The sequence below is a fragment of the Ruegeria marina genome (genome assembly GCF_900101475.1).
Lineage (GTDB): Bacteria > Pseudomonadota > Alphaproteobacteria > Rhodobacterales > Rhodobacteraceae > Ruegeria_B > Ruegeria_B marina.
This window is the reverse complement of record NZ_FMZV01000021.1, coordinates 16,860-35,407: the sequence shown is the minus strand read 5'-3', so window position 1 is coordinate 35,407 and position 18,548 is coordinate 16,860. Positions and strand designations below refer to the sequence as shown.

20 protein-coding genes are annotated in these 18,548 nt (G+C 64.4%); 7 read left to right on the top strand and 13 right to left on the bottom strand.

Features of this window, described 5'->3' with window-relative positions; translation table 11 throughout:
* Nucleotides 1-77: 77 nt before the first annotated feature.
* The 6 genes from fdh3B to BLT75_RS21095 form a co-directional block, all read right to left on the bottom strand.
* Nucleotides 78-674, bottom strand: a complete 597-nt coding sequence (gene fdh3B / locus BLT75_RS21120) for a formate dehydrogenase FDH3 subunit beta (RefSeq protein WP_093036842.1) — start codon at nt 672-674, stop codon at nt 78-80.
* Between the two features lie 15 nt (nt 675-689).
* On the bottom strand, nt 690-3,599 hold the full coding sequence (locus tag BLT75_RS21115) for a formate dehydrogenase subunit alpha (RefSeq protein WP_093036839.1): 2,910 nt from the start codon (nt 3,597-3,599) through the stop codon (nt 690-692).
* Nucleotides 3,600-3,720: 121 nt separating this feature from the next.
* Nucleotides 3,721-3,906, bottom strand: a complete 186-nt coding sequence (locus BLT75_RS21110) for a twin-arginine translocation signal domain-containing protein (protein ID WP_093036836.1) — start codon at nt 3,904-3,906, stop codon at nt 3,721-3,723.
* Between the two features lie 76 nt (nt 3,907-3,982).
* Nucleotides 3,983-4,597 carry a TorD/DmsD family molecular chaperone gene (locus BLT75_RS21105; RefSeq protein WP_093036834.1) on the bottom strand — a complete coding sequence of 205 codons (615 nt, stop codon included), beginning with the start codon at nt 4,595-4,597 and terminating at the stop codon, nt 3,983-3,985.
* Nucleotides 4,594-5,169: a DUF3306 domain-containing protein gene (locus tag BLT75_RS21100; RefSeq protein ID WP_093036831.1), complete on the bottom strand. Its 576-nt coding sequence runs from the start codon at nt 5,167-5,169 to the stop codon at nt 4,594-4,596. The genes BLT75_RS21105 and BLT75_RS21100 overlap by 4 nt, the downstream gene beginning before the upstream one ends.
* Nucleotides 5,166-5,702: a DUF3305 domain-containing protein gene (locus tag BLT75_RS21095; protein ID WP_093036828.1), complete on the bottom strand. Its 537-nt coding sequence runs from the start codon at nt 5,700-5,702 to the stop codon at nt 5,166-5,168. The genes BLT75_RS21100 and BLT75_RS21095 overlap by 4 nt, the downstream gene beginning before the upstream one ends.
* Before the next feature lie 371 nt (nt 5,703-6,073).
* On the opposite strand from BLT75_RS21095, the gene BLT75_RS21090 reads away from it, so the two are divergent.
* On the top strand, nt 6,074-8,020 hold the full coding sequence (locus BLT75_RS21090; RefSeq protein WP_093036942.1) for a 4Fe-4S binding protein: 1,947 nt from the start codon (nt 6,074-6,076) through the stop codon (nt 8,018-8,020).
* 18 nt (nt 8,021-8,038) lie between these two features.
* Here BLT75_RS21090 and BLT75_RS21085 read toward each other — a convergent pair whose 3' ends face one another.
* Nucleotides 8,039-8,782, bottom strand: coding sequence for a cytochrome c family protein (locus BLT75_RS21085; protein WP_093036825.1), 744 nt, complete (start codon nt 8,780-8,782; stop codon nt 8,039-8,041).
* Between the two features lie 56 nt (nt 8,783-8,838).
* On the opposite strand from BLT75_RS21085, the gene BLT75_RS21080 reads away from it, so the two are divergent.
* The 5 genes from BLT75_RS21080 to BLT75_RS21060 all read left to right on the top strand — a co-directional run bounded on the left by BLT75_RS21080 (nt 8,839) and on the right by BLT75_RS21060 (nt 13,381).
* Nucleotides 8,839-9,030 (top strand): DUF6494 family protein, encoded by a 192-nt coding sequence (locus BLT75_RS21080; protein WP_093036822.1) that lies wholly within the window; start codon nt 8,839-8,841, stop codon nt 9,028-9,030.
* A gap of 3 nt (nt 9,031-9,033) precedes the next feature.
* Nucleotides 9,034-10,101 carry an Mrp/NBP35 family ATP-binding protein gene (locus tag BLT75_RS21075; protein ID WP_093036819.1) on the top strand — a complete coding sequence of 356 codons (1,068 nt, stop codon included), beginning with the start codon at nt 9,034-9,036 and terminating at the stop codon, nt 10,099-10,101.
* A complete protein-coding gene (locus BLT75_RS21070) occupies nt 10,098-10,799 on the top strand; it encodes a biotin/lipoate--protein ligase family protein (protein WP_093036816.1) in 702 nt (233 codons plus the stop codon). Before BLT75_RS21075 ends, BLT75_RS21070 begins: the two co-directional genes overlap by 4 nt.
* A complete protein-coding gene (locus tag BLT75_RS21065) occupies nt 10,796-11,275 on the top strand; it encodes a DUF6505 family protein (protein ID WP_093036814.1) in 480 nt (159 codons plus the stop codon). Before BLT75_RS21070 ends, BLT75_RS21065 begins: the two co-directional genes overlap by 4 nt.
* A 144-nt stretch (nt 11,276-11,419) precedes the next feature.
* Nucleotides 11,420-13,381: a sensor histidine kinase gene (locus tag BLT75_RS21060; RefSeq protein WP_093036811.1), complete on the top strand. Its 1,962-nt coding sequence runs from the start codon at nt 11,420-11,422 to the stop codon at nt 13,379-13,381.
* A 104-nt stretch (nt 13,382-13,485) separates the two neighbouring features.
* Here BLT75_RS21060 and BLT75_RS21055 read toward each other — a convergent pair whose 3' ends face one another.
* From BLT75_RS21055 to BLT75_RS21035, 6 genes are all read right to left on the bottom strand, one after another.
* Nucleotides 13,486-13,731 (bottom strand): BON domain-containing protein, encoded by a 246-nt coding sequence (locus BLT75_RS21055; RefSeq protein WP_218128985.1) that lies wholly within the window; start codon nt 13,729-13,731, stop codon nt 13,486-13,488.
* Nucleotides 13,732-13,821: 90 nt separating this feature from the next.
* On the bottom strand, nt 13,822-14,205 hold the full coding sequence (locus BLT75_RS21050; protein ID WP_093036805.1) for an Hsp20/alpha crystallin family protein: 384 nt from the start codon (nt 14,203-14,205) through the stop codon (nt 13,822-13,824).
* A gap of 368 nt (nt 14,206-14,573) precedes the next feature.
* Entirely contained in the window at nt 14,574-14,942 is a 369-nt protein-coding gene (locus BLT75_RS24185; protein WP_143028617.1) for an SLC13 family permease, read from the bottom strand.
* 49 nt (nt 14,943-14,991) lie between these two features.
* Complete coding sequence (gene ligA / locus BLT75_RS21045) at nt 14,992-16,989, bottom strand: NAD-dependent DNA ligase LigA (protein WP_093036802.1); 1,998 nt, start codon at nt 16,987-16,989, stop codon at nt 14,992-14,994.
* Nucleotides 16,990-17,377: 388 nt separating this feature from the next.
* Nucleotides 17,378-17,686, bottom strand: a complete 309-nt coding sequence (locus BLT75_RS21040) for an AMP-binding enzyme (RefSeq protein WP_093036799.1) — start codon at nt 17,684-17,686, stop codon at nt 17,378-17,380.
* Nucleotides 17,640-17,897: an AMP-binding protein gene (locus BLT75_RS21035; RefSeq protein ID WP_093036796.1), complete on the bottom strand. Its 258-nt coding sequence runs from the start codon at nt 17,895-17,897 to the stop codon at nt 17,640-17,642. Before BLT75_RS21035 ends, BLT75_RS21040 begins: the two co-directional genes overlap by 47 nt.
* A 144-nt stretch (nt 17,898-18,041) precedes the next feature.
* On the opposite strand from BLT75_RS21035, the gene BLT75_RS21030 reads away from it, so the two are divergent.
* The gene (locus BLT75_RS21030; RefSeq protein ID WP_245706608.1) at nt 18,042-18,515 is read left to right on the top strand and encodes an enoyl-CoA hydratase-related protein; all 474 of its coding nucleotides are present in this window, start codon (nt 18,042-18,044) and stop codon (nt 18,513-18,515) included.
* Nucleotides 18,516-18,548 lie beyond the last annotated feature (33 nt).

Sequence of the window (18,548 nt, the reverse complement as noted above, 5' to 3'; positions counted from 1 at the left end):
GGCTGGCACGGGATGTTTTCCGATCCATCGCGACGGAGGGTCAGGCCAGGGTGATCCCGGCCTGGCCTACGAACGGCTCAGCCGCCCTTCTGGTCGTATGCGGTGCCCCAGCCCCAGGCGCCCGAGCCGAAGCCGCGGGCGACCACGCGTTCGCGGTAGATGGCGGAGACGACGTCGCCATCCCCGGCCAGCAGGGCCTTGGTCGAGCACATCTCGGCGCAGATCGGCAGCTTGCCTTCGGCGATCCGGTTACGCCCGTACTTGGCGAACTCGGCGGTCGAGTGCGTCTCTTCCGGGCCACCGGCGCAGAAGGTGCACTTGTCCATCTTGCCGCGGGACCCGAAATTGCCCGCTTGCGGGAACTGCGGCGCGCCAAAGGGGCAGGCGTAGAAGCAGTATCCGCAACCGATGCACAGGTCCTTGCTGTGCAGCACGACGCCTTCCTCGGTCTGGTAGAAGCAATCCACCGGGCAGACCGCCATGCAGGGCGCGTCTGAACAGTGCATGCAGGCCACCGAAATCGAACGTTCGCCCGGCTTGCCGTCCTGGATCGTCACCACCCGGCGGCGGTTGATCCCCCACGGCACCTCGTGCTCGTTCTTGCAGGCGGTGACGCAGGCGTTGCACTCGATGCAGCGCTCGGCGTCACACAGGAACTTAGCTCTTGCAGCCATCGTTCATTCTCCTCCTTACGCTGGCATGATCTTGCAGAGAGTCGCTTTCGTCTCCTGCATCATCGTCACGCTGTCATATCCATAGGTCTGGGCGGTGTTGGTGGATTCGCCCAGGACATAGGGATCGGCTCCTTCGGGGTATTTGGACCGCTGGTCCTCGCCCTGGAAATGGCCGCCGAAGTGGAAGGGCATGAAGGCCACGCCCTCGCCCACCCGTTCGGTCACCATCGCCATGACCTTGACCTTGCCGCCCTCCGGACCTTCGACCCAGACCTGCGCCCCGTCACGCACGCCGAGATTGTTGGCGTCGCGCGGGTTGATCTCGACGAACATGTCCTGCTGCAACTCGGCCAGCCATGGATTCGACCGCGTCTCGTCACCGCCGCCCTCGTATTCCACGAGGCGCCCGGAGGTCAGGATGATCGGATAGTCCTGGCTGAAGTCGTTCTTCTGGATCGACGCATAAAGCGTCGGCACCCGCCAGAAATGCCGGTCCTCGTAGGTCGGGTAATCGGCCACCAGGTCGCGCCGGTTGGTGTAGAGCGGCTCGCGGTGCAACGGGATCGGATCCGGGAAGGTCCAGACCACGGCGCGGGCCTTGGCGTTGCCGTAGGGCGCGCAGCCATGGGCGATCGCGACGCGTTGGATGCCGCCCGAAAGGTCTGTCTTCCAGTTCACCTCGCCGAGCTTCTCCGTCGAGCCGGCCACCTTTTCGATCGCAGCGCGTTCTTCGGCCGTCAGGTCACCGTCCCAGCCCAGATCCATCAGCATCTGCATGGTGAATTCGGGATATCCGTCCTGGATTTCCGATCCCACCGGGTAGACACCCTCGGCCAGCAGGTTGTCGCCATCCCGCTCCACGCCGAAACGCGCGCGGAAACCCATGCCGCCTTCGGCAACCGGGATCGACATGTCGTAAAGGTTGGCCGAACCGGGATGGTTCATCTCGGGCGTGCCCCAGCAGGGCCACGGCATCCCGTAGAAATCGCCATCCGCCGGGCCGCCCACCGCGCGCAGGCTGGTACGGTCGAAGGTGTGCTGGTTGGCCATGTGCAGCTTCATCCGCTCGGGCGACTGGCCGGTGTAGCCGATCGTCCACATGCCGCGGTTGAACTCGCGGGTGATGTCCTCGACATTCGGCTCGTCCTCGCCATCCATGGCGATGTTGCGGAACAGCCGGTCCTCGAACCCGAACTTCTTCGCGAACTTGGCGATGATGACGTGGTCGGGCTTCGATTCGAACAACGGCTGGATCACCTGCTCGCGCCATTGCAGCGACCGGTTCGAGGCCGTGACCGAGCCGCGGGTCTCGAACTGCGTGGTGGCAGGCAGCAGGTATACGCCGTCCGTCCGGTCATGCAGCACCGCCGAGACCGTCGGGAACGGATCGACCACGACCAGCATGTCGAGCTTTTCCATCGCCGTCTTCATCTCGACCATGCGGGTCTGCGAGTTGGGCGCGTGGCCCCACAGAACCATGGCCCGCGTGTTGTCGGGCTGTTCGAGGTTTTCCTTGTCCTCGAGCACGCCGTCGATCCAGCGGCTGACCGTGATGCCGGACACGTTCATCATGGCCTTGTCCTTGCCGTCCGCGCCCTTCATCGTGGCGAAACGGCCCTTCAGCCAGTCGAGATCCTCCTCCCAGACGCGCGCCCAATGGGCCCAGGACCCTGCAGAGAGGCCGTAGTAGCCCGGCAGCGTGTCGGCGAGAACGCCGAGGTCGGTTGCACCCTGCACGTTGTCATGGCCGCGGAAGATGTTAGTGCCGCCACCGGCGGTGCCCATGTTCCCCAGCGCAAGCTGCAGGATGCAATAGGCGCGGGTGTTGTTGTTGCCGTTGGTGTGCTGGGTGCCTCCCATGCACCAGATCACGGTGCCGGGACGGTTATTGGCCAGTGTCATCGCCACGCGGCGCAGCTGCGAACCAGGGGCGCCGGTCACGCGCTCGACCTCTTCGGGGGTCCATTTGGCGACTTCGGTCCTGATCTGGTCCATCCCCCAGACACGGGTGCGGATGAACTCCTTGTCCTCCCAGCCGTTCTCGAAGATGTGCCACAGGATCCCCCAGACCAGCGCCACGTCGCTGCCGGGCCGGAAGCGGACATATTCGTCCGCATGCGCCGCGGTGCGCGTGAAGCGCGGGTCGCAGACGATGAGCGGGGCGTTGTTCTGTTCCTTGGCCTTCAGGACATGCAGCAGCGAGACGGGATGCGCCTCGGCCGGGTTGCCGCCGATGATGAAGATGGCCCTGGAATTGTGGATATCGTTGTAGCTGTTCGTCATCGCACCGTAGCCCCAGGTGTTGGCAACACCGGCGACCGTGGTCGAGTGACAGATGCGGGCCTGGTGGTCCACGTTGTTCGTACCCCAATAGGCGGCGAACTTGCGGAACAGGTAGGCCTGTTCGTTGCTGTGCTTGGCCGAGCCGAGCCAGTAGACGCTGTCAGGGCCGCTTTCCTCGCGGATCTTCATCATGCCGTCGCCGATCTCGTCGATCGCCTGTTCCCAGCTGATCCGCTTCCACTCGCCGCCCTCTTTCTTCATCGGGTACTTGAGGCGGCGTTCGCCATGCGCGTGTTCACGCACCGACGCGCCTTTGGCACAATGGGCGCCCAGGTTGAACGGGCTGTCCCAGCCGGGTTCCTGACCGATCCAGACGCCGTCGGCCACTTCGGCGACGACCGTGCAGCCCACCGAACAATGGGTGCAGACGGATTTCTTCAGTTCCACGGCAGCGGCGGCGGCGGTGTTCGCGCTTGCCTGCGTCACGGTTCCTCCCGTGGCGGCGATTGCGGCAAGCCCGCCGATCGCCAGACCGGACCCGCGCAGGAAAGCGCGGCGGTCAACCGAGGTGTTCGCCACCTCGGACAGGATCGAAGTCCGCTGGGGGCGTCTCGCTACCCCGTTGGTCTTTTTCCTCAACATGGTTTCTCTCCCTTGCTCGCTCCGGCCCTGCGGGCCTCGCTTGCTTGGCTGCGACATGGGTCTTGGCTGTCGGGCGTCTCGCTACCAGTCGCCGTGACCCGCTAACCGCCGTCCGCTTCGATCAGAAACGGGCGGACGCGTAGTAGGCGCGCGTATGCGCGGTGTCCTGCATGGTGTCCCGTGTCAGGTCTGGTTCGGCGGCTTGCGCCTCCGTCCCTGCCGTCGCAACCACGACCGCCGCAACCGGCGCCGCGGTTCCTGCCAGCTTCAGGAAATCGCGGCGCGAGGCCTTCGTTTCCTTGTCCATCTTGGCTCCTCCTCGATGGTGGGCGGGTTTCCCGCCCGTTCCGGCGGTTGCCCGCCGCTCGATTGCACAGGGGGTGCTACCCCGTGCGGCTCATCCGAAAAGCCTCGGCCTCGATCTCCATGAAAAGCCGCCCGACCGTTCCGACGGGGGCGTAGAAGACCGAACCCTTGGCTTTCTCCAGATCCGAATAGAAATGCCCCGCCCAGGGGCCGATATGCTTTGCGAAGAACGTCTTCTGGTCTTCGATCGTGGCCGGCGGTCCGAAACGCCCGACGATCAGCGCCCCCATCATCTCCATGAGGCTGGCGATGTTGTCCTCCGGCTCGAATACCGACTCCGCCCGGCTTATGCCCCGCGCCAGCATGTCCCGACGCAGGCTCGCAAGCGGCTTCTCGTTCAGGAAACCCGTCAGGTAATAGCTGGCATAGGGCAAGAGTTCGCCCCGGCCCAGCCCGATGAACAGCCGGTTGTATTCGCTTTCCACCGCGGCCGGTCGTGTCAGCTTGGCCAGCTTGGCCAGCGTCGTGATCGCCTGCCCCAATTCGCTTGCATCGCCCTGCAAACCGGCGGTCTGGGCCAGCAGCATTTGGTCCGGTGGCCCGGCCAGGATCACTCCCAAGAAGTTGTAAAGATCGGCACGGAGGCGGTCTTCCTCGGCGATGTCCTGCATTGCGGCCATGGCGTTCTTCATGTCGTCCTCGGGTCTGTCTCGAAAGAAAAGCGCATCCTGCGCGGGCTGTGCGCTGTTTCGGGTTGCGGTTCGGGTCCTGTATCAGGGTCCGCGTGCGGCACGTCGGCCAGAACGGGCGCTTGCTCGGCCGCCTGCTCCGGTGCGGGCTCCGGCTCGGCAGCCGCTTCGGCCACCGCCTCGGGTACAGGTTCGGCCACTATCTCGCGCAGGATGCCGCGGCCGACCTGGTAGGCCGTCTGAAGGTTCGCACGGACATGCGCGGCATCGGTGAAATCGCCGTCATAGTCGTTCAGCCCGTCGAGACAGGCCAGCACCGGGTTCATTCGCCAGAGCCGCCGCAGCGCCCGCTGCTTGAGCCGCTGCGGCAGGGCCGAGCGCAGGAATGCCTGAACCTGTTCGGATGTTTCAAGCGTATCGGGATCGGGCAACCCGGCTTCTTCCAGAAGTTCGGCGTCTTCGCGTTCGGCCAGCCGAGCCTCTTCCGCCGCCGCGATCGCCGATTGCGCCGCGGCCTCCTCGGCTCGTTCTTCGGCCTCGACCGCAGCGCGTCTGCGACTCCAGAAATCGCTCATATGAGCCTTTCCCGCTTCAACCGCGGCGAGGCATAGATATCGGCAGGTTTCGCGACACGCGGATCGCCGATGCCATCCTGCTTGAGGTCCACGCGCGTCTTGTCGCGCTGGCGCTTGACGAATTCCTCTTCCTTGTGGAAGGCATCGACAAAGTCCTGAACCCAGGCCACAAGCCCGGTCGTCATCGGCACCTTCTCGACGATATCCTCGCCATTGTCGCAGTAGTCCTGAGCCTCGTAGGGCGAAGCCGTGACCAGCACCATGTCAAGCGGCCGCTCTCCGTCCTCTGGCTGGCGCATCACGACGTAAACGCTCGGAACCCGCGCGGCGAGTCCGTGGGCATAGGCCTCGGTGTCGGAGCCATGCAGTTCAAGGGTAAGCGTCGCGGCGTGGAATTCCACCGCCTCGCCTTCGCGCCGCAATTCCACCCAGTCCGCGTCGCGGGCGCCTGGAAGGATCGCTGCAGCACGCCACGCGTACGCAGCCCACCGGGTCACGCCGGGCGTACGCCTGACCACAATCCCAAGCGGCATCGTCCGATACGAGTTGGGGTTATGAAACACGATCGGTCCTCCTCTTGCGTCACGCTCGCATGCAAGGGAGGTTCACTCAAAGAGAAATTCGTACACGACGGTATCCTGAATTCAAAATCGGACAATTTGGGCATGCCGTTCGCGCGGTAGCGCGCCCTATGGACAATTGGTCTATTTTGACTTTTTTGCTCGGGAATTAGGCGGTCAGCGAACCGCCGTGCCAACCTCGCGCTCCGGGGCGATTCGGCGTCCCTTGCCAGGGCACACGTCAAGAGAAATCGGCTTGTCGCGGCTTGCGAATCATGTGTAGCGTTGCCTCGCCGAAGGGTATCGCGGGGCCGGAAACCGGCTCTCGCAAGGAAGGGAAAATCATGGTCAAGTCATTGATAACTTGCGATTGTATGGGCAGTCAGACCATCGACGCCGAAGGCCTTGCCAAGGCCACCGGATTGCAGGTCCTTCCACCCTGCAAGGCGCTTTGCACCACCCAGATCAATCGCGCGGCCGAGGCGATGAAGGCGGAGGACACCGTAATCTGCTGCATGCAGGAGGTCCGCACCTTCGAGGCCTTGGCCGACGAACTTGGCACATCCATCCCCCCCCTTCTCGACCTGCGCGACCGGGCGGGTTGGACTGCAGATTCGACCCCGACACTACCCAAAATGTCCGCATTGGTGGCCGAGGCCTTGCTGCCCGCCGCAACCGTCCGCGCGGTCGATGTCGTGTCCGAAGGGCTTTGCCTGATCCTCGGGTCCGCCGATGTGGCTCTCGACGCCGCAGAAAGGCTCTGTAACCATCTCGGCGTCACGGTATTGCTTTCGGACACCGCCGCCCTGCCCGACAGTCGCGCCTATGACGTCATTGTCGGGAAGTTGCGGAATGCGACTGGCGCGCTTGGTCAGTTCGATGTGACCATTGACGCCTTGCAGCAGGTCGAACCCGGCGGGCGCGGAGGCTTCAGCCTGACCGAACCACGCGACGGCGGACGGTCGCAGTGCGACATCATTCTCGACCTGCGCGGCGGAACGCCGCTGTTCCCGGCGCATGAGAAGCGCGAGGGCTATCTGCGCGCCGAGCCGGGTCACGCCCCGGCCGTCGCCGCAGCGGTCATGGCGGCCTCACACCTTGTCGGCACCTTCGAGAAACCGCTCTACGTCCGGACCGAGCCGCTGCTCTGCGCCCATTCGCGGGCCGAGAAGACCGGCTGCACCCGCTGTCTCGACCTCTGCCCCACGGGTGCGATCACGCCGGACGGGGATCACGTCACCGTGGATCCGATGATCTGCGCGGGCTGTGGTGCCTGTTCCTCGGTCTGCCCATCCGGCGCCATCAGCTACGACGCGCCGCCGGTGGACCTGACCATGCGCCGGGTGCAGACGCTGGCCAAAGCGTTCCTCGACGCGGGCGGATCGGCGCCGCGCCTGCTGGCGCATGACGCGCACGGAGCCGAGATGATCCGCCTTGCCGCGCGATACGGGCGCGGGTTGCCAGCCGATGCGATCCCGCTCGAGATGTCTGCCATCGGCGCCTTTGGCCATGCCGAGGCGGTGGCCGCACTGGCGGCCGGTTTTGCACAGGTCACGATCCTGCCCGGACCCGGGGCAGACCGCCCTGCCCTTGCCGCGCAGATCGCCCTGGCCCAGGCCATCGCCGGGGAGGGCCGCGTCGCGCTGCTCGACACTTCCGATCCCGATGCGCTGTCGGACACGCTCTACGGCGGGCAGGCCGCTGCCCCGGTTGCGATCCCCGTCCGCCCGATGGGCACGCGGCGCCAGATCACACGGCAGGCTGCCCGTGCGCTGCACCCCGAGGCACCGAGCCTTCCGCTGCCCGAGGGCGCGCCCTATGGCGCCGTGCTGGTCGACACCGGTGCCTGCACGCTCTGCCTGTCCTGCGTGTCGCTCTGCCCCTCGGGCGCCCTTGCAGAGAATCCGGACCGGCCCGAGTTGCGCTTTCAAGAGGATGCCTGCCTGCAATGCGGCATCTGCTCAACCATCTGCCCCGAGACGGCGATCACGCTGGAGCCGCGGTTGAACCTTGCCGACGAGGCACTGCGGCAGGTCGTGCTGAACGAGGAAGAGCCCTTTGCCTGCATCGAATGCGGCGCGCTCTTCGGGGTGAAATCGACCATCGACCGGATCACCGAGAAACTGCAGAGCCACGCCATGTTCTCGGGCGACAAGCTGCGCATGATCCAGATGTGCGACGATTGCCGCGTCAACGCGCAGTTCCACGCCGAGAACAACCCTTTTGCTGCGGGCGAAAGGCCCAAGCCCCGCACCACCGATGACTACCTGTCCAAGCGGCGGGACCATTAGACGATGGCACAAGCGAGGTCAGTTCTGCTGCAAGGGCGCGCCAAGCTGGGCGGCCTCCATCGTGGCGACATAGGCAAGCACCGCCTCCACGTCGTCCAACGTGAGTTCGACAGGCGCGATGGGCGACGGGCGGTCGATGGGAAAGGGCGGCGTGACATCCGCGACCTGGGTGAAGGCGGGATGCGGGTTCAGCGTGTAGAAGGCGGAGAACCGCGCCTCCCAGTCGGGCAGGCTGCGCAGAACGGGAAAGCTGGGTGTAGAGGCGATGCCCGCCATCCGCGTCGCCGCATCGACCGCATGGCAGCGTGTGCATTTCGCCAGCGCCACCGCGAGGCCGAGCTTCGCGTCGCCGGCGAAGCCCATCACGGGTTCGACCTGTTCCTGTACCTCCGTCAGCGTGAAGAGCGCAACGCCGCCGGGCGCAAAACTGGTTACGGTGTTCCGCCCCACCTCGGAGACGAGCCAGTCGGCAAAGCGCCCGGTTCCCGCATGCGCCTCGTCCCTCACCACCATGTGCCAGACCTGCCCCGCGCCTTCGAACAGCGCCCTGCCCTGCGTACCCAGCACGATCTGCGCCTGCGCCTCGGGCACAAGCTCGACCTTCACTCGGGTCTTGAGCGTGAACCGTGGGAGGATATGTTTCATAAGCCCGGTCTCGACAAGCGGTTCGGGCGCATGCAGGAAGACGAGACGGTCGTCGGCCTGCACCGGAAGCGCGGCCAGCAGGGCCGCCGTAATGATCACGAGAACGCGCGTAAGCATAAGCCGATCCTAGGCACCCGCCCCTGCCCGCGTCAACGCATCCGAAGGAGGACCCGATGAGCGACGATTTCAACATGTCGATGCGCAAATTCCTGAAACAGGTCGGAGTGACCAGCCAACAAGCCATCGAGGAGGCGATGCGCAACGCCGAGACCTCGGGCAAGACCTTCGCGGTCAAGGCCGTCATCACCATCGAGGAACTGGGCCTCAACCATGAGGTCACCGGCACGATCAAGGGGCAGGAGTAAGCCGTGGCGGCAAGTCGGGAAACGGTTCTGGACGCGCTCAAGACTGTCGTCGACCCGGTGGCGGGCGGCGACATCGTCGGCAGCGGTGTCGTCCGTGCGCTGAATGTCAGCGACGCGGGCGCGGTGCGCTTCGTGATGGAAATCCCGCCTTCGGCCGCGACGGCATATCAGGCGGTCAAGGCGCAGGCCGAGGCGGCGTTGGCCGCGCTCGACGGCATCACGGGCGTCTCCATCGTGCTGACGGGCCATACCGACAAGGCGCCGCCCGACCTCAAGCCCCAGCGCAAGGCCGAGCCGAAGGGCCCCGAAACGATTCCCGGCGTCGCGCATCTGATCGCCGTGGCCAGCGGCAAGGGCGGCGTCGGCAAGTCCACCGTCTCGGCGAACCTCGCCTGCGCGCTGGCGCAGCAGGGCCGCCGCGTCGGGCTTCTGGATGCCGATGTCTATGGGCCCTCGCAGCCGCGGATGCTGGGCGTGTCGGGGCGACCGGCCTCGCCCGACGGTAAGATCATCCTGCCGATGCGCAACCACGGCGTCACCATGATGTCCATCGGCCTGATGACGAACGAGGATCAGGCCGTGGTCTGGCGCGGCCCGATGCTGATGGGGGCGCTGCAGCAGATGATGATGCAGGTGCAATGGGGCGCGCTGGATGTGCTTCTGGTGGACCTGCCGCCGGGCACCGGCGACGTGTCCATGACGCTGGCGCAGAAGGCGCAGGTGGACGGGGCGATCATCGTCTCGACCCCGCAGGACATCGCACTTCTGGATGCGCGCAAGGGCATCGACATGTTCAACCAACTGAAGGTTCCGATCCTTGGCATGATCGAGAACATGTCGACGCATATCTGCTCACAATGCGGGCACGAAGAACACGTTTTCGGCCACGGCGGCGTCGCGGCCGAGGCGAGGAAACTCGGCGTGCCGCTTCTGGCCGAGGTGCCGCTCGACCTGCAGATCCGGGTGGCTGCGGACGGCGGGGCGCCCATCGTGGTCAGTCAGCCCGACAGCGCGCAGGCCCGCGCCTTTCAGGATGTGGCGCGCGCGCTGGTTGCGCGGGGGGTGGCATGACGGCGCTCAGCTTTCCCCCGGCCATGACAGGCGAGGCGGTCAGCAGCGATCCGTTCGACACCGCCGTCATGCGCGCTGTCACCGGCTGCGAAGCCGGACTGGTGACGCATCGCGTCGCCCTCGACCGGGTGGGCGCGGCGCTGGTGCTAGCGCCCGAGGTGCCTTTGCGCGACGCGATTGCGATGCTTCCGCTTTGCGGCGTGGGCTTCCAGAACGCACTCGGTGCCCTGGCCCCGCCCGAGGTCGCGGTGCATCTGGACTGGGATGGTGGGCTGCGGGTCAACGGTGCCTCTTGTGGCCGCTTCCGCGCCTGCGCGGCGTCGGATGATCCCGACACGGTGCCCGACTGGCTGGTGGTCGGGTTCACGCTGCCGATCCTGCCCGAGGACGAGGAGACCGGCCTGACCCCCGACCGCACCGCGCTGATGTCCGAAGGCTGCGCCGAGGTCGATCCCGGCCGGCTTGTCGAAAGCTGGGCACGGCACACTTTGAACTGGATCGCCCGCTGGGAGGACGAGGGCGTGAAGTCGCTCCATTCCGAATGGCGCGGGCTGGCGTGGGGACTGGGCGAAGACATCACCCAGAATGGGTTCGACGGTACCTTTCTCGGCGTGGACGAACGGTTCGGGATGCTCTTGCGCGATGCGAAGACCACCCACCTCATCCCGCTGACCAACGTCCTTGAGGAGGCTCCATGAAGCTAGCCCGTGCGATCCATTTCGACGAAAGCGACCGGCATGTCTTTGCCAGCCCCGCGCGCACCGGCGAATGGTGCATCTCTGGCGGGTTCGAATTTTCGAACTGGACCGAAGGCGACCTGACCGGCAAAGCGCGGCAAGCCTTTGCCAATGGCTGGCTGGGGCTGGAAACCTTCGGGCGCGTGACTTTCGTCGCTGTGACGCAGGTGGAACCGCCCGAGATCGAGGCATTGACCGACCTGCTGGCGGATCATTTCGTGACCTACTACGGTGCCCCCTCGCGCGAGGCCGCGCGGCCCGTGGCCGCCGAGGAGATTGCCCAGATGGCCGATCTTTGCGACGAGCACGAGTCCAACACGCTGCTTGCCGTGTCGCGCGACCTGACCGCGGCTGGAGTGCGTGAAAGCTATCGGGTGATCGAAGCGCAGGCGGCGGGATTGGAACAATTCGCCATTCACGGCTCGCTCGACGACTAGGCTCACGGTGACGGGCAGCGCGCGAATGCTGACCTGGTCCCCGGCACATGATGGGTTTCTGCCCTTTGCCTCCGCACCGCAATTGCCCCTTTCTTTCCGGTGCGGACAGAATCCCATTGCCGTGCCGTGTCTTGGAGAAAGCTGATGAAATCCGTTCGTCTTCGATTGCTGGTCCTGGTGCTTGCGCCGTTTGCGGTCCTCATGCCGTTGATGCTGATGCTCGGCATGACGCGGTGGACGGCGGATTACGATGAACTGCTGATCGCCAACGTTGAAAGCGACCTGCGCATCGCCGAACAATACCTTTCCCGCCTGATGACCGAGACTCGCGACGACCTGGCGGGCGTAGCGGAGTCGGCGGAATTCGCGCGCGTTCTTGCAGATGAAGGGGCCGCGGCCGGGCCTTTCTTCCACCAGAAGCGGGAGGCGCTTGGGCTCGATTTCCTCTACTACCTGCCTGCGACCGCGGCGCGCGACACCGCCATACGCTGGCCCGTGGTGGCGCAGGCGTTGGACGGGATCGCCCTGGCCGAGATCGACATCTTCGATCCCGAGACATTGACGGGCCTTCCGGGAACACTTGCTGAACGTGCGCGGATCGAGTTGATCCCGACCGATGCCGCCGTGCCGACCGACCGCGCCGTCGAGGATCGCGGCATGGTCGTGCATTCCGCCGCACCCGTAAGGCTCGATGGCTTTGACGGTGTGCTGGTCGGGGGCATCCTTCTGAACCGCAATCTCGATTTCATCGACAGGGTCAACGCGCTCGTCTACCTCAACGCCATCACCGGGGGCGATCGGCAGGGCACGGCGACGCTGTTTCTCGACGATGTCCGCATCTCGACCAATGTGCGGCTTTTCGAGGATGTGCGCGCCTTGGGAACGCGCGTTTCCGCGGTGGTGCGCAATTCGGTACTCGGACAAGGGGAGACCTGGCTCGCCCGGGCATTCGTGGTGAACGACTGGTACATCTCGGGCTACCTGCCACTGACCGACAGTTTCGGCGAACGCGTGGGGATGCTTTATGTCGGTTTCATCGAGGCGCCCTTCACCGCCGAGAAGCGCGCCGCCTACCTTTGGATGCTGGGCGCTTTCGCGCTTGTGGTGGCGGCCTCGGTCCCTGTCTTCCTCTGGCAGGCGCGCAGCATCTTCGCGCCGCTGGAGCGCATGACCCAGACGATGCGCAAGGTGGGTGAGGGCGATTTGTCCGCGCGCAACGGGGACGTGGGATGGCGCGACGAGATCGGGCAGGTATCCGGTCATCTGGACGATCTGCTCGACCAGGTGCAGGACCGGGACGCCCGCCTGCGTGCCTGGGCCGAGGAACTGAACCAGCGGGTCGAGGAACGCACAGGCGAACTGCGCGAGGCCAACGCCAAGCTGGAAGAGACCTTCCGCCAACTCGTGATGAGCGAGAAACTGGCCTCCATCGGCGAGATCACAGCCGGTGTCGCGCACGAGATCAACAACCCCGTCGCGGTTATCCAAGGCAATGTGGACGTGATCCGCATGACGCTTGGCGAGGCGGCGGCGCCGCTGAAGACCGAACTGGACCTGATCGACCGGCAGGTGGGCCGGATCGGCGAGATTGTCGGCAAGCTGCTGCAATTCGCCCGGCCCGACGAATACTCCGACGAGATCGGACAGGTGGACCCGGTGCCGCTGGTCAGGGATTGCCTCGTGCTGGTCGACCACCTTTTATCACGGACCGAGATCATCGCGCTGACCCAGTTCGGCACCGTACCTCCGGTGCGGATCGCCGCCGGGGAATTGCAGCAGGTCGTCATCAACCTCGTGACCAACGCCGTGCAGGCGATGGGCAAGGAAGGCCAGCTTGCGCTGACGCTTCGACAGGAAGACCGCGATGGGATTCCGGGCGTCGCGCTTACGGTCGCCGATACTGGCGCCGGCCTGCCGGACGCGGTATTGGAACATCTTTTCGATCCGTTCTTCACCACCAAGAGAGGCGAAGGCACGGGTCTGGGCCTGTCGATCAGCCAGACATTGATCCAGCGGGCGGGCGGGATCATCACCGCCCGCAACCGGCCCGAAGGCGGGGCGCTGTTCCACGTCTGGTTGCCAGCCGGGGGAGAGGAAAGGGACTAACGCTTTCCGGCAATTGCTCCGTCTTCACTCCCGCTTTCCATGCCGTGCCGATAAGGGACGAGGAGATCGCCTTGCCAACCGTGGCGCGGCGGATAGTGTCAATATCAGGCGAAGCGCAGGTTGTGCCTGACATCAATGACGCCCGGTGTGCTCCAGGCGGCATCCTCGATTACATCTGCGATGGCGAGCACGCCGGACACCCGGCGTGCGGCACGGACGGCCGCCAGTTTTTCCAGGTATGAAGGCACATGCCCGGTAAGGGTGACGGCGCCATCCCGCACGGCCACACCAATTTCCGTTTCGCTAACGCGCGGCTCCCATTGCAACTCGGACAGGAGGTCGCGTTTCACATCACCATCGGGTCTTATTGCGGTATCTCCTTTCTCATGGTGTTTCGCAGGACTCCGTCAAGGTCCAGGGTCCCGACGGAAGTCTTCAGGTCACGCGACGCCCCTGACCTCGATCTTGCGGGCCGGGTGCTGGGCTTCGGGCGTCTTCGGAAGATGCACCGTCAGAACGCCGTTCCTGAACGAGGCATCGATCTTGTCCTGATCGATCCCTTCGGGAAGTGCAATGCGCCGCATGAAGCTGCCGAACCGGCGTTCGGAGACATACCGCTCTCCTTCCTTGCCGCCTTCCTCGATCTCTTCCCTCTTCTCGCCGCTGATCGTCAGCCTACTGTCGGTGACCTGTACGTCGTTGTCCTTTTCGGTGAGTCCCGGCAGATCGGCCATGAGCTTCACCTCGTTTTCCTTGTCGATTACGTCGAGCGTTGGGACCGCAGCGGCCGCATGCACCACCGGAGCGGAGGCGCGACGGCCCACAGGGGACCATCCACCCCATCCGGTTCGAAAGAAATCATCGAAGGGACCGTCGATTTCGTTGCGAAGTGTCCAGAACGGTGTCCATGCCCTTTCATAGACGGGCGCAGAGATTTCCGTCTTTTGATTTGGCTGGGCCCGCGTTTCTGTGATTTCTTTCCCTTTCTCTCATCAGTTTTCCAAGATCGGTTCCGGCGAAGCGACAGCTTCCCGCAAGGCGGTTATCGGTTCGCTCGCCTGCGGTCTTGCAAGAGCAGAGTGGCGGCTTGACGCAGGGCATGCATTAGCACTCGTTATTCCCGCGGCGACCTGACCGCATCATGACCAGATCAGGGTCACCAGGATAAGAAGAAGGACGACACTCAAAAGGGTCAACGGCGTTCCCGTTCGGATCTAGTCCAGAAACGTGTACCGCCCGGCGTCATAGACCAGGAGGCAGGCGGGCTCCAAAGGCGAGATGAATGACAGCGAGGCCGAGAGCGTGACGAGGATGGCGAGCATCCTCGGGTCAAGCCCGAGGCCGCCGCCGACGCGACCGGAATCACCGTCAGCGCCGCGGCAGCATTCGACATTTGTTGTGTGAGCAGGATTGTCAGAAGAATGAAACCGGCCATTGCCACGACCGGATCAAAGGGTTTGGTCAATGAAACGATATGCCGGGCAAGATACGAGGCGGCGCCGCTCTCTTCCATCGCAAGGCCAAAACTCGACATGGCGGCGATCAGCGCAGAAGTCGCCATTCGATATACCTGTAGCGGTCGAAGAACCCGATCTGCTTGAGCCGCCTCCTCAGCCCAGAATTCTTACGAATGCGTCCTCGTCGAGCATGTCGATACCATTCTCCCTCGCCTCGTCCCACTTCGATCCGGGTTCAGCGCCGACGACGATGTAGTCGGTGTTGCCGCTGACGCTGGATGCCACGCGCCCGCCGCGACGCTCGATTTCCTCGGCCGCTTCCTCGCGCGTCCATCTCTCAAGCGCACCGGTCAGAACGAATGTCTTGCCGCCCAGCGACTGGTTTCGCTGTTCGACGGGTTGCGGCGAAACCCCGGCGTCCAGTATCCGGGCCACAGCATCCCGGTTCCGCTTTTCGGCAAAGAATGTCGCGACGCTCTGCGCGGTTTCCTCGCCGATGCCGCCAATTTCCCCAAGGTCCGCCACCGACGCGGCTCTCAGCGCCGCGAGAGAACCCCGTGCCACGGCGAGCCGGCGCGCCGCGTCGGCGCCGACATGACGGATGCCGAGCGCGCGCAGGAACCTGTCGAGTGGAACCTCGCGGCGCGCATGGATGGCTTCGCGCAGCGCCCACGCGGATTTCTCGGAGAAACCGTCGAGCGCGGCTAGGTCCTCGGCGGAAAGATCATAGAGGTCCGCAACATCCTGAACCATGCCCCGCTCGACGAGCTGTTCGGCGGTTTTTTCCCCGAGCCCCTCGATATCCATGGATCCTCGCGCGCCGTAATGGAACAGTTTCGCGGCAAGCTGAGCGGGGCAGGCAATGCCCGCCGGGCAATAGCTGAGCGGCCCCCGCCGCTCCACTTCGGCCCCGCAGGACGGGCAGTGGTGCGGCATCCCGAAGGGGTCGGACCGCTTTACGCCTGGTTTCGGAATACGTTCCGCCACTTCGGGTATCACGTCCCCGGCCCGTTCGATCCGGACCATATCGCCGACACGCAGATCCTTGCGGTGCACTTCCTCGATATTGTGAAGCGTCGCCCGCGCCACCGTCACGCCGCCTACATCCACCGGATCAAGCAGCGCCACCGGCGTCAAGGCACCGGTGCGGCCAACACTCACCACGATATCCGTGATCCGTGTTTCCCCGGTTCTGGGCGGGAATTTCCACGCGATCGCCCATCGGGGGCTCCGGCTGCGCTGTCCGAGCTTTTCGCGCGCCTTGCGCGCATCGAGCTTCAGCACGATGCCGTCGATCTCGTAATCTAGATCCTCGCGCCGATCCCGCATATCGTCGTGGAAGGCTACGGCATCCTCGAACGTCCCGCAGCGCATCCTGTCTCCTATCACCGGAAGACCGAGATCGCGCAGCACCTGCAGCAGCTCCCACTGGCCAGGAACCTTTTGCGCATCGATCCCCGTGGCCTCGTAGAAGGTGATGGCAAAGCGAACGCCCGCTGCCTCCGACGGGTCGAGCCGGCGGAGAATGCCGGCCGCGGCATTGCGCGGGTTGGCGAAGGGCTCGTCTCCACGCTCCACGCGCGCCTTGTTGATCTTCTGAAAGCTGGACCTGGGCAGGATCGCCTCGCCTCTTACGGCGAGTTCCGAGAGCAACTCTCCCGCATCTCCGAGCTTCAGAGGCAAGGCGCGAACCGTTCTCAAGGTATGGGAAATATCCTCTCCTCTCTGCCCGTCACCACGGGTCGAGGCGCGGCAAAACCTCCCCTCTTCATAGACCACTTCAATCGACAGGCCATCGAATTTCGGCTCTGCCACCAGCGTGGCGTCCGCGCGCCCCACAGCCCTGCGCACGCGGTCGAGGAAATCCGCGATCTCGGCCGTGTCGCGCACCGCATCGAGGCTCAGCATCACAGCGACGTGCTCGACCTTGCCAAGCTCGCTTTCCGGCGCTGCCCCGACACGCTGCGTCGGAGACTCCGGCGTCACGATGTCGGGATGCGCCTCCTCCAGCGCCTTGAGTTCCGAGAAAAGCGCGTCGTATTCCTGGTCCGAGATCTCGGGTTCGTTTTCGACAAAGTACAGCCGGTCATGGCGATTAATCTCCTCGCGCAGCGTCTCCGCCCGTTTCTTGACGTTGGACTTGTCGGGCATGTACGGTGTCTCCCTCCTTTCTAGCGAACGCTATGCTGCCCCCGGCTTGCTGCCGTCGCCGGGACAGACAGCCATGTTCGGGGCATCATTCGTCGGGCTTCGCCATGGAAGAGGGCTCAACTCGCACCGTCGGCATCTGGGCACGTCGCGCCATCCGCTGCCTCTGCGATAGATCCATCTTTGCCGGGTAGAGGGTCGGGCAGATGCGGTGACGATAAGCGGGAAAATGAAGAACCAAACCAGAATATTTCGATCATGTCGGACCTCGGTCGTTACGATGTCGAGTCATCAGGAAACCTGTGCCTTTTGATGCCCCTTCCCTACCCGCGTAACATGCTGCATCGCCGCAGAACCCGCGTTAACACCTGTCAATGCCGGCCTCGCATTATTAGGGCAGCCCCGCTTCCCTGCGTAGTTCCTCGCGCAACGCAAATTTCTGGATCTTGCCCGAGGTCGTCATCGGCAGGCTGTCCCGCAGTTCCAGCCGCGATGGCCAGTATTTCTTGGTCACGCCGCGGCCCTGAAGAAAGGTCTTCATCTCGTCGAAGGTCAGGGATTGCCCCGGCTTCGGGATGACGAAGGCGCAGGCGCGCTCTCCGAGACGTTCGTCCGGCGCGCCGACGACCGCAACCGCGGCGACGGCCGGATGCTTATAAAGCTCGGCCTGGGTCGCCGGTTTCGAACCAGTGTTCGGTATCCATTCCGTTCAGGTGGGACCGTTTGAGATAGCCGCCAAAGACCGAGCAGGCGCGAACAAAGATATCGCCTTCGATATCCGGCCCGACGGGCTTGCCGTCGGGATCGCGGATTAGAAGCTTGACACCGGGCGGCGGACAGCCGTCGGAAATCGCCGATTGGTTGTCGAGGTCGTCCAGTTTGACCGTGGTCACCGCGCCGTTCTCGGTCATACCCCAGGCCGAGATGACCCGTGCACCCAGAACCTACGGTGCGCGTTCCACTACCGGCCCCGGAATGACCGTGCCCGCGCAGAAGAATATCCTCAGCGAGGACGCATCCGTGTCGCTTCGGCACGGAAGCCCACAATTGCCGCAGTGTCGGGCCATGCCGTTGGGGGTGGCTGCGAACTGGCAATGATGTGCGACCTTATCGTTGCTGCCGAATGCGCGAGAATCGCGCTGCCGGAAACAACGATCGGCGTGATTCCGGGCGCAGGAGGCACTCAGCCACGGACCCGCGTCGTTAGCAAGGCTCTGGCCATGGATATGATCCTGATCGGTCGGTCAACGACTGCCGAAGAGGCCCGTGAGGCAAGATTGGTCGCACGTGTGGTTCCCGATGGCGAGCATATTGCCACAGTGCTCGAAATGGCCGCGCGCATCGCCGGTTCCTCCCTTCCTATCGTCACGCTTGCCAAGGAAGCCGTCAACAAGGGTTATGAGATTCATCTGGCGAAAGGTATCCATCTTGAACGACGCTTGCTTTATGCAACCGTCGCGACGGAAGATCGTAAGGAAGGTCTGACTGCATTCAGCGAAAAGCGCATTCCGCAGCTTCGGAATCGGTGAGCGGTCTTCAGCCGAGACCTTTGCCTCTTAGTG

Bases quoted from the DNA above. Each gene is read 5' to 3' on its own strand.
- fdh3B (WP_093036842.1), bottom strand. From the start codon at position 674: ATGGCTGCAAGAGCTAAGTTCCTGTGTGACGCCGAGCGCTGCATCGAG.
- BLT75_RS21115 (WP_093036839.1), bottom strand. From the start codon at position 3,599: ATGTTGAGGAAAAAGACCAACGGGGTAGCGAGACGCCCCCAGCGGACT.
- BLT75_RS21110 (WP_093036836.1), bottom strand. From the start codon at position 3,906: ATGGACAAGGAAACGAAGGCCTCGCGCCGCGATTTCCTGAAGCTGGCA.
- BLT75_RS21105 (WP_093036834.1), bottom strand. From the start codon at position 4,597: ATGAAGAACGCCATGGCCGCAATGCAGGACATCGCCGAGGAAGACCGC.
- BLT75_RS21100 (WP_093036831.1), bottom strand. From the start codon at position 5,169: ATGAGCGATTTCTGGAGTCGCAGACGCGCTGCGGTCGAGGCCGAAGAA.
- BLT75_RS21095 (WP_093036828.1), bottom strand. From the start codon at position 5,702: ATGCCGCTTGGGATTGTGGTCAGGCGTACGCCCGGCGTGACCCGGTGG.
- BLT75_RS21090 (WP_093036942.1), top strand. From the start codon at position 6,074: ATGGTCAAGTCATTGATAACTTGCGATTGTATGGGCAGTCAGACCATC.
- BLT75_RS21085 (WP_093036825.1), bottom strand. From the start codon at position 8,782: ATGCTTACGCGCGTTCTCGTGATCATTACGGCGGCCCTGCTGGCCGCG.
- BLT75_RS21080 (WP_093036822.1), top strand. From the start codon at position 8,839: ATGAGCGACGATTTCAACATGTCGATGCGCAAATTCCTGAAACAGGTC.
- BLT75_RS21070 (WP_093036816.1), top strand. From the start codon at position 10,098: ATGACGGCGCTCAGCTTTCCCCCGGCCATGACAGGCGAGGCGGTCAGC.
- BLT75_RS21065 (WP_093036814.1), top strand. From the start codon at position 10,796: ATGAAGCTAGCCCGTGCGATCCATTTCGACGAAAGCGACCGGCATGTC.
- BLT75_RS21060 (WP_093036811.1), top strand. From the start codon at position 11,420: ATGAAATCCGTTCGTCTTCGATTGCTGGTCCTGGTGCTTGCGCCGTTT.
- BLT75_RS24185 (WP_143028617.1), bottom strand. From the start codon at position 14,942: ATGGCGACTTCTGCGCTGATCGCCGCCATGTCGAGTTTTGGCCTTGCG.
- ligA (WP_093036802.1), bottom strand. From the start codon at position 16,989: ATGCCCGACAAGTCCAACGTCAAGAAACGGGCGGAGACGCTGCGCGAG.
- BLT75_RS21035 (WP_093036796.1), bottom strand. From the start codon at position 17,897: ATGACCGAGAACGGCGCGGTGACCACGGTCAAACTGGACGACCTCGAC.